The organism is Micromonospora sp. CA-259024 (genome assembly GCF_050936255.1).
Taxonomy (GTDB): Bacteria; Actinomycetota; Actinomycetes; order Mycobacteriales; family Micromonosporaceae; genus Micromonospora.
Map to the genome: position 1 here is coordinate 74918 of NZ_JBNJND010000001.1, position 15060 is coordinate 89977.

Annotated in this window: 12 protein-coding genes; 4 read left to right on the forward strand and 8 right to left on the reverse strand. The window is 73.4% G+C overall.

Going from position 1 to position 15060, the window contains the following annotated elements; genetic code table 11:
* Positions 1 to 35 precede the first annotated feature (35 nt).
* Positions 36 to 1850 (reverse strand): 2-oxoglutarate dehydrogenase, E2 component, dihydrolipoamide succinyltransferase, encoded by a 1815-nt coding sequence (sucB, locus tag ACQEUX_RS00380; protein ID WP_433039579.1) that lies wholly within the window; start codon positions 1848 to 1850, stop codon positions 36 to 38.
* Positions 1851 to 1916: 66 nt separating this feature from the next.
* Positions 1917 to 3308, reverse strand: a complete 1392-nt coding sequence (gene lpdA / locus ACQEUX_RS00385) for a dihydrolipoyl dehydrogenase (protein ID WP_433039581.1) — start codon at positions 3306 to 3308, stop codon at positions 1917 to 1919.
* A 177-nt stretch (positions 3309 to 3485) separates the two neighbouring features.
* Between lpdA and ACQEUX_RS00390 the strand changes: the two genes are divergently transcribed.
* Positions 3486 to 3815 (forward strand): hypothetical protein, encoded by a 330-nt coding sequence (locus ACQEUX_RS00390; protein WP_433039583.1) that lies wholly within the window; start codon positions 3486 to 3488, stop codon positions 3813 to 3815.
* 58 nt (positions 3816 to 3873) lie between these two features.
* On the opposite strand, the gene ACQEUX_RS00395 is transcribed toward ACQEUX_RS00390, so the two are convergent.
* Complete coding sequence (locus ACQEUX_RS00395) at positions 3874 to 5448, reverse strand: leucyl aminopeptidase (RefSeq protein ID WP_433039585.1); 1575 nt, start codon at positions 5446 to 5448, stop codon at positions 3874 to 3876.
* 162 nt (positions 5449 to 5610) lie between these two features.
* Here ACQEUX_RS00395 and gcvT point away from each other — a divergent pair, with 162 nt between their 5' ends.
* Positions 5611 to 6741, forward strand: a complete 1131-nt coding sequence (gene gcvT, locus ACQEUX_RS00400) for a glycine cleavage system aminomethyltransferase GcvT (protein WP_433039587.1) — start codon at positions 5611 to 5613, stop codon at positions 6739 to 6741.
* A 98-nt stretch (positions 6742 to 6839) separates the two neighbouring features.
* Here the strand turns inward: gcvT and ACQEUX_RS00405 are convergent, their stop codons facing one another.
* The 4 genes from ACQEUX_RS00405 to ACQEUX_RS00420 all read right to left on the reverse strand — a co-directional run bounded on the left by ACQEUX_RS00405 (position 6840) and on the right by ACQEUX_RS00420 (position 12764).
* On the reverse strand, positions 6840 to 8135 hold the full coding sequence (locus tag ACQEUX_RS00405; RefSeq protein WP_433039589.1) for a DUF2314 domain-containing protein: 1296 nt from the start codon (positions 8133 to 8135) through the stop codon (positions 6840 to 6842).
* Between the two features lie 66 nt (positions 8136 to 8201).
* A complete protein-coding gene (locus ACQEUX_RS00410; protein WP_433039591.1) occupies positions 8202 to 8975 on the reverse strand; it encodes an adenosylcobinamide-GDP ribazoletransferase in 774 nt (257 codons plus the stop codon).
* Positions 8965 to 10896, reverse strand: coding sequence for a bifunctional adenosylcobinamide kinase/adenosylcobinamide-phosphate guanylyltransferase (locus ACQEUX_RS00415; protein WP_433039593.1), 1932 nt, complete (start codon positions 10894 to 10896; stop codon positions 8965 to 8967). The genes ACQEUX_RS00410 and ACQEUX_RS00415 overlap by 11 nt, the downstream gene beginning before the upstream one ends.
* A 59-nt stretch (positions 10897 to 10955) precedes the next feature.
* On the reverse strand, positions 10956 to 12764 hold the full coding sequence (locus ACQEUX_RS00420; protein ID WP_433039595.1) for a protein kinase domain-containing protein: 1809 nt from the start codon (positions 12762 to 12764) through the stop codon (positions 10956 to 10958).
* Positions 12765 to 12906: 142 nt separating this feature from the next.
* On the opposite strand from ACQEUX_RS00420, the gene ACQEUX_RS00425 reads away from it, so the two are divergent.
* Together ACQEUX_RS00425 and ACQEUX_RS00430 are read left to right on the forward strand one after the other, a co-directional pair.
* Positions 12907 to 13107, forward strand: coding sequence for a hypothetical protein (locus ACQEUX_RS00425; protein ID WP_433039597.1), 201 nt, complete (start codon positions 12907 to 12909; stop codon positions 13105 to 13107).
* Positions 13107 to 13904 carry a site-2 protease family protein gene (locus ACQEUX_RS00430; protein ID WP_433039599.1) on the forward strand — a complete coding sequence of 266 codons (798 nt, stop codon included), beginning with the start codon at positions 13107 to 13109 and terminating at the stop codon, positions 13902 to 13904. The genes ACQEUX_RS00425 and ACQEUX_RS00430 overlap by 1 nt, the downstream gene beginning before the upstream one ends.
* Positions 13905 to 14035: 131 nt before the next feature.
* On the opposite strand, the gene ACQEUX_RS00435 is transcribed toward ACQEUX_RS00430, so the two are convergent.
* Positions 14036 to 15034 (reverse strand): aldo/keto reductase family protein, encoded by a 999-nt coding sequence (locus ACQEUX_RS00435; RefSeq protein WP_433039601.1) that lies wholly within the window; start codon positions 15032 to 15034, stop codon positions 14036 to 14038.
* Positions 15035 to 15060 lie beyond the last annotated feature (26 nt).

The window sequence follows — 15060 nt, forward strand, 5'->3', positions numbered from 1 at the left end:
TCGACGACCGGGGCGCCCTTCGGCTTGCTGTCAGATCAGGCCAGGCCCAGCTCCGGCTCGAAGTTGCCGGCCTCCAGCCGCTCCTTGACCGCGCTCAGGAAGCGGGCCGCGTCGGCGCCGTCGATCAGCCGGTGGTCGTAGGACATGGCCAGGTAGACCATCGACCGGACCGCGACGACCTCGCCCAGGTCCGGGTCGTTGACCACGACCGGACGCTTGACCACGGCACCCGTGCCGAGCATCGCCGACTGCGGCGTCGGCACGATCGGGGTGTCGAAGAGCGCGCCCCGGCTGCCCGTGTTGGTCAGCGTGAAGGTCGCCCCGGCCAGCTCGTCCGGGCTGATCTTGTTGGTCCGGGTCCGCTCGGCCAGGTCGGCGACCCGCTTCGCGATGCCACCGAGGTTGAGGTCACCGGCGTTGTGGATGACCGGCACCACGAGGCCCCGCTCGGTGTCCACGGCGATGCCGAGGTGCTCCGCCGCCGGGTAGGTGATCGTGCCGCCGTCCAAATCCAACTGGGCGTTGACGATCGGGTACGTCTGCAGCGCCTCGATGGCGGCGAGAGCGAAGAACGGCAGGAAGGACAGCTTGACGCCGTGCCGCTGCACGAACGAGTCCTTCGCCTGCGCCCGCAACTTGGCGATCCGGGTGACGTCCACCTCGACCACGGTGGTCAGCTGCGCCATCTCGTGCAGCGACTCGTGCATCCGCTTGGCGATCGCCTTGCGGATCCGGGGCAGCTTCTCGGTGGTGCCCCGCTTGCCGCTCGGCTGCGGCTTCGCGGCCGGCTTGGCCGGGGCCGGCGACGGCGCGGCGGCCTGCTGCGGCGCGGCGGGAGCGGCCGCGGCCGCCTTCGCCTGCTCGGCAGCCTCCAGCACGTCCTGCTTGCGGATCCGCCCACCCACGCCGGTGCCGTTGAGCGTGGACAGGTTGACGCCGTGCTCAGCGGCCAGCTTGCGCACCAGCGGGGTGACGTACCCAGCGGCCTCCTCGCCGCCACCCTGTGCCGGGGCGGACGGGCGCGGCGGCGTGGGCGCCGCCGCCGCCGGCTGCGAGGCCTGCTCGGTCTTCACCGGCTGCGTCGAGCTCTCGGTCTCCGCGGCCGGCTCGTTGTACGACATGCCCGGCGTCGGCTCCTCGGCCTTCGGCGTCGGCTCGGCCTTGGGAGCCGGCTTGGCCTCCGGCTTCGGCTCGGGCTTCGCCGGTGCGGGGGCCGCGCCGGCAACGCCGATGATCGCCAGGTCGGCGCCGACCGCGGCGGTCTCGTCCTCGGCGACCTTGATCTCCAGTACGGTGCCGGCGACCGGCGACGGGATCTCGGTGTCCACCTTGTCGGTGGAGACCTCCAGCAGCGGTTCGTCGACCTCGATGGTCTCGCCGACCTGCTTCAGCCAGCGGGTGACCGTACCCTCGGTGACGCTCTCGCCCAGGGCCGGCATCTTCACAGCGGTGCCCTCGCCCGACGGCGCGGCGGCCGGAGCCGGCGCCTCGGCCGGGGCCTCTTCCTGGGCCACCTGGTCGGCGGTGCCCTCGGCGGCGGCCGTCGGCTCGGCGGCCGGCTCGACCGGGGCCTCCTGCTTCTGCGGGGCGGCCTCGCCGCCGGTCGACTCGCCCTCACCGGCGATGACGGCCAGCTCGCTGCCGACCTCGGCGGTCTCGTCCTCGCCGACCACGATCCGGCTCAGCACGCCCGCCGCGGGCGACGGGATCTCGGTGTCGACCTTGTCGGTCGAGACCTCAAGCAGGGGCTCGTCGACCTCGACCGTGTCGCCCTCCTGCTTGAGCCAGCGAGTGACGGTGCCCTCGGTGACGCTCTCGCCGAGCCGGGGCATGGTGACCGATACCGGCATTTTCTGAGACTCCTTCATTCCCCTGGTGGGATCTTCGCCCGTCGCCGGACGCCGCGGTTTGGATGATCAGGCGTGCGAGTGCAGCGGCTTGCCGGCGAGGGCCAGGTGCGCCTCGCCCAGGGCCTCGTTCTGGGTCGGGTGAGCGTGCACGAGCTGGGCGACCTCGGCCGGGTACGCCTCCCAGTTGTAGATGAGCTGCGCCTCACCGATCAGCTCACCCACCCGGGCGCCGATCATGTGCACGCCGACCACCGGGCCGTCCTCCACCCGGACCAGCTTCACGAAGCCGGTGGTCTTGAGGATCTGGCTCTTGCCGTTGCCACCCAGGTTGTAGTTGTACGTCTTGACTTTGTCGGCGCCGTACTGCTCCTTGGCCTTGGCCTCGGTGAGACCCACCGACGCCAGCTCCGGGTCACAGTAGGTGACGCGCGGGATGCCCACCTCGTCGATCACGGCGGGGGTCTGCCCGGCGATCTCCTCGGCCACGAAGATGCCCTGCTGGAAGCCCCGGTGCGCGAGCTGGAGACCGGGCACGATGTCGCCGACCGCGTAGACGTTCGGCACGCTGGTACGCAGCCGCTCGTCGGTCAGCACGTAGCCGCGGTCCATCTTGACGCCCTGCTCCTCGTACCCGAGGTTGGCGGTGTTCGGGCCGCGACCCACGGCGACCAGCAGCAGCTCCGCCTCGACGGTCTCGCCGCCCTGGATCGTCAGCTTGACGCCCTTCTCGGTCTTCTCGACCTTCTCGAACGGCTTGCCGACCTTGAAGTTGATCTTCCGCTTGCGGAACGCCCGCTCCAGCGCCTTCGAGGACTCCTCGTCCTCGGCGGCGACCAGCCGGGGCAGCGCCTCGACGATCGTCACGTCCACGCCGAAGGACTTCCACACACTGGCGAACTCGACGCCGATCACGCCGCCACCGAGCACGATCACCGACGACGGCACCCGGTCCATCGTGAGCGCGTGGTCACTGGTGATGATCCGTTCGCCGTCGACCTCCAGGCCGGGCAGGCTCTTGGCGTACGAGCCGGAGGCCAGGACCACGTTGCGGCCGGTGTAGCGCTTGCCGTCCACCTCGACCACGTTCTTGCCGACCAGCTTGCCGGCGCCGGCGACGAAGGTGATGTTCTTCGAGCCGCCGACCAGGCCCTGCAGGCCCTTGTACAGGCGGGAGACCACGCCGTCCTTGTACGAGTTGACCCCGGCCATGTCGATGCCGATCAGCTCGGCCTTCACACCGAACTGCTCCGACTCGCGGGCCTGATCGGCGATCTCCGCCGCGTGCAACAGGGCCTTCGTCGGGATGCAGCCGTTGTGCAGGCAGGTCCCGCCGAGCTTGCCCTTCTCGATCAGCGCGACAGAGAGGTCCAACTGGGCGGCGCGCAGGGCCGTCGCGTAGCCGCCGCTGCCACCTCCGAGAATGACGATGTCGAAGGTCGCTTCGTTCGGCTCGCTCACGTCCAACTCCCAGGTCGCGTCGCTGCATCGGGGGTCACGGGGGTGTAACACGGACACACCCCACCTCGGTCATCTTGTCACCACTGAGCACAGGGTGCGTACTGAGGTGCCCAACGACACGTCCGCGACACGTACCCTTGGCACCGTTGTCGATGACACACCGTGGGGGAGAGGTCTGTGGGGTTGTTCCGGCGCCGCAAACAGGCGGCCGCGCCGAGCCATGACCGTGCGGCCGATCGTGGCGACCTGGAGCATCTGGAGAACTTCATCCGGAGCCGGCGCGGCGTCGAGGCGTACATCGAGCCCCGCACGACGGTGACGGAGACCACGGTGATCCTGATCGCCGACGACGGGGAGTGGACCCGCCGGCGCATCGACGGCCCGGACGGCGCCCGTCGCTTCGCGTACCGGATGGGCATCCCGGTGTACGACGTGCGGCTGATGGGCTACCCGCAGCGGATGCGCGACTTCAACGAGCGCCGCAAGCGTCGCCCCGAGCGGTACTGAACGCGACCGGGGCGCCTCCGGATTTCCGGAGGCGCCCCGGTCGTCGGGCCTGTGCGGGTCAGCCGTTGACGGCCACGTCCTCGACCAGCTGGACGAGGGTGCGGACCGGGACGCCGGTGCCGCCCTTGGTCCAGTAGCCGGTCGGCTCGCCCGAGTGGTAACCCGGGCCGGCGATGTCGATGTGCGCCCAGGCCACGTCGTCGGCCACGAACTCGCGCAGGAACACGCCGCCCTGCAGCATGTGACCGGCCCGGTCCATCCCGGCGTTGACCTGCGAGATGTCCGCCACATCGGACTCCATGCCCTTACGCACGTCGTCCGGCAGCGGCATCGGCCACGCCGGCTCGCCGACCGCGTCGCCGACCACCCGGACCCGCTCGCACAGCTCCGGGGTGCCCATCACGCCGGCCACCCGCTTGCCCAGCGCGATCACCTGGCCACCGGTCAGGGTGGAGGTCTCGAACAGGTAGTCGGTGCCGTCCTCGCAGGCGCGGGCGATGGCGTCGCCCAGGATCATCCGGCCCTCGGCGTCGGTGTTGAGCACCTCGACCCGCTTGCCGTTGAACATGGTGATCACGTCGCCCGGCCGGTAGCTGGTGCCCGACGGCATGTTCTCCGCCATCGGCAGGTACGCGCTGACCGCCACCGCCGGCTTCAGCGCGGCGATCGCCAGCATGGCGGCGCCCACGGCGGCGGCGCCCGCCATGTCGGACTTCATCTCCCACATGCCCTGCGCCGGCTTGATCGAGATGCCGCCGGTGTCGAAGGTGATGCCCTTGCCGACCAGCGCGACCCGCTTGCCGTTGCCGCCGCCCTGCGGGGTGTAGGTCAGCTTCACCAGCCGCGGCGGGGCCTCCGAGCCCTGCCCGACCGCGACGATGCCGCCGTACCCGCCAGCGGCCAGCGCCGCCTCGTCCAGCACCTCGACACCGAGGTCGGCGTCACGGGCGGCGCCGGCGACCGCGTCGGCGAACGACGGCGGACGCAACTCGTTCGGCGCGGTGTTCACCCAGTCCCGGCTGAGCCGGACCGCGCCCGCCACCACCTGCGCCCGGGTGACCTCCGCCTGGGCTCCCGCGTCGCCGGCGTCCGGCACCGCGATGACCACCTCGGCCACCGGCTCCCGCCGGGTCGGCTGGGGACGGGTCTTGTAACCGGCGAACCGGTAACCGCCGAGCAGCGCACCCTCGGCGACCGCGCGCAGCGCGACCGAGGCGTCCGCGTCGTCGGGCAGCGGCATGGACAGCGCGACCTTCGGCGCGCCCGCCAGGGCCCGGATCGCCGCACCGGAGGCCCGGCGCAGCGTCTCCGGGGCCGGGGCGGCACCCGACGGCTCCGGGCCGAGCCCGACCGCGACGACCAGTGGGGCGGTCACGGTGCCCAGCGTGGCCAGCTTGATGACCTCACCCGGCCCACCGGTCGCGCCCAGCAACGCCAGGGTCTCGGTCAGCTTGCCGTCGAACGCGGCGGCGATGCTCTCCGCGCCGCTGGCCAGCAGCAGGGTGCCGGCGAGGCCGCTGGTGGCGCCCTGCTCTCCGGTCTGGCTGTGCACGCCGATCACGATCGCGTCGACGGCGAGCTCGGCCGGGTCGGTGTCGACCAGGCTCAGGTTGGTGGTGCGGGGTGAAGTCACTGAAGCTACTCCGGGCGGGCCGGGCCGGTCGCGGCATCGCGTACCAGCGGTGAAGGTCTCCGGCGGAACCTACCCGCCGGACGTCATGGCTGTCCCGCCGACAGCGCCAGCGGGTTCCCGCCGATGCTAACCAGCGAGGTTGCCCCCGGTAAGTTGCCACCCATGACCGACGTGACCTCCGACGCCGCCGCGACCCGGCTGCGCCGTTCCCCGCTGCACGAGCGGCACATCGCCGCCGGCGCCAAGTTCGCCCCCTTCGGGGGCTGGGAGATGCCGCTGGAGTACGCGGGCGGCGGGGTGCTCAAGGAGCACACCGCGGTGCGTGGCGCGGTCGGGGTCTTCGACGTGTCGCACCTGGGCAAGGCCCGGGTGAGCGGCCCCGGCGCGGCCGACTTCGTCAACGCCTGCCTCAGCAACGACCTTGGCCGGATCGGCCCGGGCCGGGCGCAGTACACGCTCTGCTGCGACGACGCCACCGGCGGTGTGGTGGACGACATCATCGCCTACCTGTACGCCGACGACCACGTCTTCCTCATCCCGAACGCGGCGAACACCGGCGAGGTGGTGCGCCGACTGCGCGCCGCCGCGCCCGCGCAGGTCACCGTCACCGACGAGCACGAGGCGTACGCGGTGCTGGCCGTGCAGGGCCCCCGCTCGGCCGAGTTGCTGGCCGCCCTCGAGCTGCCCACCGAGCACGGCTACATGAGCTTCTCCGCCGCGACCCTGGCCGGGGTGGAGCTGACCGTCTGCCGTACCGGCTACACGGGCGAGCTGGGCTACGAGCTGGTGGTGCCGGCGGAGGACGCGGTGGCCGTCTGGGACGCGCTCTTCGCCGCCGGTGCGGCGTTCGAGCTGCGGGCCTGCGGGCTGGCCGCCCGGGACACGCTGCGCACCGAGATGGGCTACCCGCTGCACGGGCAGGACCTCTCCCTGGAGATCAGCCCGGTGCAGGCCCGGTCCGGCTGGGCGGTCGGCTGGGACAAGCCGGCCTTCTGGGGCCGCGACGCGCTGCGCGCCGAGAAGGCCGCCGGCCCCCGGCGTACGCTGCGCGGCCTGGTGGCCGTCGACCGGGCGATTCCGCGGCCCGGGATGACCCTGCACGTCGGCGACACCCAGGTCGGCACGGTAACCAGCGGCACCTTCTCACCGACCCGTAAGCAGGGCATCGCGCTGGCCCTGGTGGACACCGACGCGAAGCTCGCCGACGGCGACGTGGTCGAGATCGACATCCGTGGCCGCCGAGCACCCCTGACCCTGACCAAACCCCCCTTCGTAACCCCCTCGGTGAAGTAACCGTCCCCACCCCACCCAGGGTTTCGGCCGTTGATCAAGAGGTTTGCGTCATCCGCGCCTGCGATCCTGACGCAAACCTCTTGATCAACGCCGGCGGGTTAGGGGGTTGGGGTGGGGGGTTCGCCGGAGTCCAGGACTGCTTGGGTCCAGCCGCCCTCGGTGACGCCGGTGGCGTCCAGGACCGCCCAGTCGACCACGTCGGACGTTTCCACCACGACCGGGGCGCCGATGCGCACCGAAGGGTCGGTGGCGGCGTCGCTGGCGCTCACGCCGACGATCCGCTCCGGGGTCTCCCACGAGGTGACGCCCGCCCACACGTACTCCGGGCCGTCGTCGCCGGGCAGGCCGTACTTGACCACGAGCTGCGACTCCGCGGGGAGCTGACCGGCGACGAACCGGGCCCGCGCGTCACCCAGCGCCGCCCGGGCGGTGGCGACCGCCCGGCTCATCGCGTCGCCGGAGCGGGCGTAGCGCACGTCCGGCTGGATCCCGGCGAACAACGTCGCGCAGGCGGCGGCGTAGTAGCGCCCGTCCGGACCGGGGTGCCCGGCCGGCCGGCGCAGGCTCAGGAACGAGTCGGCCTCCGGGTCGGTGGCCGGGTCCAGTTCCAGGCGCAGCAGCACCGGGGCGGTGGCGCCGTGCTGCTCCGGGTTGCCGTACGCCACCGCGATGTCGTGCCCGGTGACCGTGGCCAGCACCGGCAACTGCACGAAGGCCGGCACCTCCTCGCCGGTGAGGCCGTCGGTCCAGTCCCGTAGCAGCCGGCGCGCGGCCCCGGTCATCACCGCACCCCAGGCGCGGGTGAGGTGGTCGGGCACCCCCTGGGTCTGCAACTCCAGCAGCCCGAAGCGGCGCAGCCCCTTGGTGGTGAACCACAGCCCCTCGGTGTCCGAGGAGTACGGCACCAGCACCCAGTCGACCAGTCGGATGCGACCCTGCTCGTCGGGGAGTGAGCGCAGCGCGGTCGCCGGGTCGAGGAACTGCAGACCGAACACGTCCACCACATCGCCGTTGACGGATTCCGCCACGGCGGCGGCGACCGCCCGGGCCGCCCACTCGTGCGCGGGCGGCCAGCCGGGCCGGTACTCGGCCTGCACGACCACGAGGTGGGTCGCCGCGGCCAGCCGGGCAAGCTGCTCCTCGGTGGCGCCGAACGCCGTGAGCAGGTCCGGCGGAAGCTCGGGAAACTCGGCGATGGGCCGGGTGTCGACGCTCATCAGCGGGCTGTCCAGCATCTGCCGAGCCAGCCCGTGGACCGGCTCGGCCAGCCGGCCGGTCAGCGCCGCCACCGCGGTCTTCGCGCTGACCTTCGGCAGCCCCGCCATCGGCACCAGGTAGGTCGCGCTGAGCGACTCCGGCACCGGTACGGGCAGGAAGTCGTCCGTGATGAGCATTCTGGATCCCCCGGGGGCCGTGCCGGTGCTGTCGAGCCGAACGCTACCCGGCCCGCCGCGCCCGGTTCAGCCGGACAGCACCAGACCCAGGTAGACCAGCGTGGTGACCACCTCGACGGTCGCGCCGAGGACGTCGCCGGTTATCCCGCCGAGCCGGCGTACCACGTGGGTCAGCAGCGGCACCGCGACGGCGAACGCGGCGACGACGGCCAGCGGCCCCTGCCACGGGCGGCCCGGCACCGCGGGCACCGCCAGCAGCGCGACGGTGACCGCGCCGGCGGCCAGTGCCACCGGGCCGACCGTGCCGGCCACCAGCGCGCCCAGCCCGTCCGGGCGGGCCGGAGGCACGCCCCGCCAGCAGGCCACCGTGACGCCGAACCGCCCGGCGGCGGTCGCCGCGACCACCGCCGCGAGACACGCCGGCCAGGACCGCCCCGCCAGGTCGGCGAGCGCCGCCGCCTGCACCAGCAGGACGACCACCAGGGCGACCACCCCGAACGGGCCGACGTCCGGCTTCTTCATGATCTCCAGAGCGGCCGCGCCCCGGCGGTACGAGCCGAGCGCGTCCACGGTGTCGGCCAGCCCGTCCAGGTGCAGCCCCCTGGTGAGCAGTGCGGCGGCGCCGACCGTCACACCGGCGGCCACCAGCGGAGGAGCGAACGCGCCGGCCAGCAGCAGCACGCCGGCCAGCAGCGCGCCGAGCAGCACACCGACCACCGGGGCGAGTGCCATCGCGGTGCCGGCCACCGGGCGATCGATCCGTCCGGCCCGCACCGGCAGTGTGGTGAACGTGGTGACCGCCAGCCGGGTTCCCGCGAGGAACCGCGACTCAGCCGGCACGCCAGCCCGACGCCGGTTGCTGCTCGTCCGCCCCGGTCGTGGCCGGGCCCGGCCCGGCCGGCTCCGGCTCGGCGAAGTCCGGGTCCGGGTAGCCGGGCTCCGCGTACTCCGGTTCGGTGTGGGCCGGTTCGGTGGACTCCGGCTCGTCGGCGGTCGGGGCCGGCTCCCCGTCGCCGCCGAGCGACGGGTGGACCGGCAGCGCGGCGGCCAGCGCCAGCACCGAGCGCAGCAGCGGCAGCGCGACCAGCGCGTTCGCGCCCTCGCCGAGATCCAGTCGTAGGTCGAGCAGCGGGGTGAGGCCGAGCACGTCGGCGGCGAGCCGCACCGCCGGGTGCCCACCGTGGTCGGCGAGCAGGCACCAGTGCCGTGCCTGCCCGGCCAGGTCGCGGCTGACCATGCCGGCGGCCACCCCGACCGGCCCGTCCAGCAGCACCGGCACCCGGCGGGCGGTGGCACCGAGCAGCACGCCGGTGGCCACCGCCACGTCGCCCCCGCCCAGCTCGGCCAGGATGTCCTTGGCGCCGCGCGGCGAGCGGCGGGTGCGGTGCAGGGCGTCGCGTACCGCCGCGCAGCGGATCATCCACGCCGCGTCGTCGATCTCACCGGAGTCGGTGATCACCCGGCCCAGCACGGCGGGCGGCTCCGCGCCCGCGGTCGCGGCGAGCACCGCCGCGGCCGCCGCCTCGGTGCCGGCTCCGCACGCCCCCAGCACCAGCAGCTGTACGCCGGCGTCCGCAGCCTGCTCGGCCAGCCGCCAGCCGTAGCGCAGCGCCGACTCCACCTGATCGAGGGAGAGCGCCGGCTGTTCCTCCATCGGCGCGGCGGCCGGAGTGTCCACCACCTGCAGGCTGGCGCCACTCTCAGCGGCCAGTCGCGCCAACGCGCCCCGGCCCGCGCGGGCCTGCGCGGCCCGGCGTGCCGACTCACCGGCGACCGTGCCGGCCGATGCCCCGCCGGCGTGGTCGCCGTGCAGCAGCAGCACCCGCACCGCCCCCCAGGCCTGGGGGGTCGAGGTGCCCTGGGTGGCGGCGGCGAAGCCGACCACCCGGTCCAGCACGCCCAGCCCGGCGCCGGGTACGTCCAGCGTGGCCAGTCGGTCCACCGCCTGCGGGCCCGCGTACTCGTCGGGCATCGGCAGCTCCATGCCCGGCTGGATGACCAGCCCGGTGGCCACCATCGGCAGCGCCATGGTCGGCGCGGCCCAGGGGTTGCCCGGCTCCTGGTTCGGGGCGGCCGGCGGCGTGTGGGTCAGCACGTCGGGAAGCTGCACCTCGGGGGTGGGCTCGGTGTCGGCCAGGCTCGCGACGACCGGAGCGGTCGCGGTGGCGGGTGCCGCCGGCACGGTGGCGGGGGCCGCCGGCCCGGTCGCGGTGGCGACGGGCTTCAGCCGGACCGGCTGGCCGGCGACCACCAGCACCACGGTGTCGCAGGCGTCGGCGACCGCGCGGTTGGCCGCGCCCAACGCGTCGGTGAACGCCCGGCCCAGCGGGGTGGTCGGCACCAGTGACAGCCCCACCTCGGGGCTCACCAGCACCACCCGTGCGCGGCAGCCGCGGATCGCCTCGGCCAGCTCGGCGATCGTCGCCACGTCGTCGGCGGGCTGGTGGTCCGGGTCGAGCAGCACGGTCACCCAGCCGCCCAGGTCGTCCACGAGCAGTGTCTCGTTCGGCTCGGCGGACGCGAGCACATCGGCCAGCCGGCGTGGGTCGGCGGCGGTCTCCTCGGTGGTCCAACTGCCCGGCCGCCGGGCGCGGTGCGCCGCCAGCCGGGTCGCCCACTCGGTGTCCTCCGGGTCGCCCTCGGGCGCGGTGGCGAGGTAGCGGACCACCGGCGCATCGGTGACCAGGGACTCGGCGAACTCGGACTTGCCGGACCGGATACCGCCGAGCACCAGGACCGTGTTCCACCCGTCTACGGACATGCCCGTACCTTAAGGCCGCCGGGGGTGACGGTGCCTGCCGGCCCGGTGCTCGCCGTTGTTCAGTCGCAGTGTTCGAACCCGCTGCCGTAACTGACCCCGCCGGTGGCGCCGCCCCACTTCACGCACGTCCCGGCGGCGCTGGCCCGTACCGGCCCGGCGTAGTAGTCGAAGGACCCGCTGTCGGTGCTGCGGGCCCGCCCCTGCACCTCCAGGTACGCCGACACCGCCGACTTCGTGCCGACCGCGGTGTCCTTGAGGGTGACCACGCAGTTGGTGCCGGTGCCCGAGTGGTACATCAGGAACACCCGGCCCTTGCGCTGGCCGTCACCGCCGGTCAGCGTCGCCGAGTCGATCACCTGGTAGCCGCTGCCGCACGCCTGCGCGGCCGTGTACGGATTGGGCCGGCTCGACGGGCTGCCGCTGGACGTCGGCCGGCTGCTGGCCGTACCGGTCGGCGCACTCCCCGGTGCCGGGGTCCGGGCCGGTTCGCCGCTGGTCGTCGCGGCGGCGGGGGAACCGGTCGGGTCGGCGGACGCGGTACGGGTGGCACCGGGTGTTCCGCTGGGCCGGGGGGCGGCGGTGGTCGCGTCCCCGCCCGGCGACGGGACGTCGGTGACCGTCGCCGACTCACCGGCCAGGGCGGGCGGCCGGTGAGTCGCACCGGATTCACTGTCCGGCCGCATTGCCGCCACGGCCACCGCGACGACCAGCGCGAGGAGGACGACCGCACCGGCCCCGACCAGGAGTGGCCGGCGTCGGCTCGTCGGCCCCGCCTGAAGCGCGTCCTCCCGCGTCGGCTTCGGTTCGGTCGTCGGTTCGACCGCGACGCTCGCCGGCGGACGCGGGGCGGCCGGCCCTGCCGACACCGGCCCGGCGGGTGGGATCGCCGCGACCGGCCGCGCGGGAACCGGGACAGCAGGTGGAGTGACGGCCGGGACGGCGGGTGGGGTGGGCGCCGGGACGGCTGGGGTGGCGTTCGGCGCAGGCGGGCCGGCCAGCGCCCACGGTGGGCGCGCGGAGACCGGGATGCTGGCCAGGGTCGAGTCGCGGGCATCGGCGGCGGCAGCGGCCAGCTCGGCGGCACTGCCGAACCGGTCCGCCGGACGCTTGGCCAGTGCACGCGCGACCACGGCGGTGACCGCCGGCGGGGTGTTCGCCGGCAGGGGTGCCGGCTCCTCCTGAGCGTGCCGCAGCGCCACCGCGAGGGGGTTGTCACCGTGGAAGGGCGGCTGCCCGGCGAGGCAGAAGTACGCCACCGCGCCGAGCGCGTAGACGTCGGTGGCGGCCGAGACCGGCTGACCGGTGGCCTGCTCGGGGGACATGTACGAGGCGGTGCCGAGCACCATGTTCGCGGCCGTGAGCCCGGCCATGCTGCGGGACCGGGCGATGCCGAAGTCGACCAGCACCACGCTGCCGTTGGCCTTGACCAGCAGGTTTCCCGGCTTCACGTCCCGGTGCACGATGCCGGCGAGGTGGGCGGTGTGCAGCGCGTCCGCGGCCTGAGCCAGCACCGACATGGTGGTGGCCGGGTCAAGCCGACCCGCCGCGCGCACCCGGGCGGACAACGGCTCGCCCTCGACGTACTCCATCACCAGGTAGTCGACCCGGCTGCCGTCGGCGAGCGTCGACTGCCCGACGTCGTGCACCGCGACCACGCCGGGGTGCCGCAGCGCCGCCAGCATCTGCGCCTCGGCCCGGAACCGGGCGGTGAACTCCGGGTCGGCGACCAGTGACGGCAGCAGCACCTTCACCGCGACCTCGCGTTCCAGCAGCACGTCGGTGCCGCGCCAGACCGCGCCCATCCCTCCCGTCGCCACCCGCTCGCCCAGGCGGTAGCGGTCACCGAGCAGCACTCCCCGAGTCAGCACCGAGCCACCGTACCGGCCCGCGCCAATGGATTGATCCACCCCTGGGTCCCGCCGGGGCGAGCAAGCGGCCGTTGCGCGCCGGGCCGACTACGCTGGCGAGGGTTCGTCCCACGGGGACTTCAGCGGCGAGGGGAGACGCGGCATGGCGTGGAGCTGGCGGTACGAGGGCACGGACGGCCAGACGGTCGAGGGACCGACGGAGTCGTTCAGCAGCCAGGCCGACGCCGAATCCTGGATCGGCCAGACCTGGCGGGAGCTCGCGGCGTCCGGCGTCACCTCGGTCGCGCTCGTCGAGGACGACCGGGTGGAGTACCGGATGAGCCTGCTGCCCACGGCCGAGTGATGGGCTACGACCGGCCGGGCGCCGACGGGTTGGTTCTCGGCGTGCCCAGGGCGGCGTTTCGGCCCAGCCCGGTCTTTCTCGGTCTGGTCGCCCTCTTCGCGGTCAGCGGGGTGCTGGCCTGGAACGGTTACGGCAGCGTCCGGTTCAACGTGTTCCTCTTCGTGGTGTCCGGCTGGCTGGTGTCGCTCTGCCTGCACGAGTACGCCCACGCGGTGGTGGCCTACCGGGCCGGCGACCGGGACATCGCCCACCGCGGTTACCTGACGCTCAACCCGTTGAAGTACACCCACCCGCTGCTGTCGATCGTGCTGCCGGTGGTGGTGGTGCTGCTCGGCGGCATCGGCCTGCCCGGCGGAGCGGTCTGGGTGGACCGGCACGCCATTCCGGGCCGGCTGCGGCACACCCTGGTCAGCCTCGCCGGCCCGGCGACCAACGTGGTGTTCACGCTGGTGCTGGTGGCGGCGGTGCGGATCGGCACCCAGTCGGGCGGCCCGGTGGAGTTCTGGGCCGGTGTGGCGCTGCTCGCCTTCCTGCAACTCACCGCGAGTGTGCTGAACCTGTTGCCGGTGCCCGGCCTGGACGGCGGCAACATGATCCAGCCGTGGCTCAACCCGCAGTGGCGCCGGATGTACGACCTGTTCGCCCCGTACGGTTTCCTGCTGCTCTTCGCGCTGCTGTGGAACCCGCGCATCGGCGGCTGGTTCTTCGACGCGGTCTTCGCGGTGGGTGACCTGCTCGGCCTGCCGTCGTGGCTCTACGCCGCCGGCCTCGAGCTGATCCGCTTCTGGCAGAGCTGACCGGCCCCGGCGACGGGCAGAGTTGACCGGGCCCTGCGACGGGCGGCGCTGACCGGGCCCGGCGACGGGCGGACCTGCCCTGACCGGTCCGGTCGGCGCGTGAGGTTCGCGCCGGCCGGACCGGACTGGCGTCAGGGACGCTGCGCGGGGGACTCGGTCTTCGCCGGGTCCCGCTCGGTGATCGGCTCGACGATGTCGTCGATCGCCTTGAGCAGGTCGGCGTCGAGCTTCACCCCGGCCGCCTTCACGTTGTCGTGCACCTGCTCGGGGCGGGACGCGCCGATGATCGCCGACGAGACGTTCGGGTTCTGCAGGACCCACGCCACGGCGAGCTGGGCCATGCTGAGCCCGGCCTGCTCGGCGAGGGGCTTGAGCTGCTGGACCTGGGTGAGCACCTCGTCGCTCATCCACCGGGAGATGAAGCCCGCACCCGACTTCTCGTCGGTGGCGCGGGAACCGGCCGGCGGCGGCTGGCCCGGCAGGTACTTGCCGGAGAGCACACCCTGCGCCATCGGCGACCAGACGATCTGCCCGATGCCCAGCTCCTCGCTGGCCGGCACGACCTCGGCCTCGATGACCCGCCAGAGCATCGAATACTGCGGTTGGTTGGAGACCAGCGGGACGTGCAGCTCCCGGGCGAGCGGGTGGGCGGCGCGCAGCTGCGCGGCGGTCCACTCGGAGACGCCGATGTAGTGCGCCTTGCCGGAGTGGACGACGTCGGCGAACGCCTCCATCGTCTCCTCCAGCGGCGTGCTGCTGTCGTAGCGGTGGGCCTGGTAGAGGTCCACGTAGTCGGTGCGCAGCCGGCGCAGCGAGCCGTTGATCGACTCCATGATGTGCTTGCGGGACAGGCCGCGGTCGTTACGGCCCGGCCCGGTCGGCCAGTAGACCTTGGTGAAGATCTCCAGGCCCTCGCGGCGCTCGTTCTGCAACGCCCGGCCGAGCACGTCCTCGGCGCGGGTGCCGGCGTACACGTCGGCGGTGTCGAAGGTGGTGATCCCCGCGTCGAGGGCGGCCCGGACGCAGGCGAACGCGGCGTCCTCCTCGACCTGTGAACCGTGGGTGATCCAGTTGCCGTACGAGATCTCGCTGACCATCAGGCCGGAACGGCCCAGGTGTCGGAATTCCATGTACCGACCCTAGCTCCAGTGGATCA